This is a genomic window from Streptomyces niger (genome assembly GCF_000718305.1).
Taxonomy (GTDB): Bacteria; Actinomycetota; Actinomycetes; order Streptomycetales; family Streptomycetaceae; genus Streptomyces; species Streptomyces niger.
In genome coordinates, this window is sequence record NZ_JOFQ01000096.1 from 1 (window position 1) to 233 (window position 233).

General features: G+C 64.4%; 1 pseudogene. It reads right to left on the reverse strand.

What is annotated here, in order from left to right:
• Window positions 1-233, reverse strand: a pseudogene (locus IF20_RS37045) (hypothetical protein); the annotation flags it as partial.

Genomic DNA, 233 nt, shown 5'->3' on the forward strand with positions numbered 1-233 from the left:
GTGCCCAGGCCCTTGATGGTGCCCCAGATCCCATCCACGATCAGGCCGTCCCACACGAAGGACTTCACCCAGTGGCCGACCTCGTACCAGTGGTGCTTCTCCTCCACCGGGTCGCCCCAGGGGAGCTTGGCGTTCTTCATGTCCTCGGCCGCGAAGCCGTACTGGTTCTTCTTGTCCGACCCGTCCCCGGCCACCATCTGGGTGCCGTGCCACAACGCCGTGATCTTGTTGTG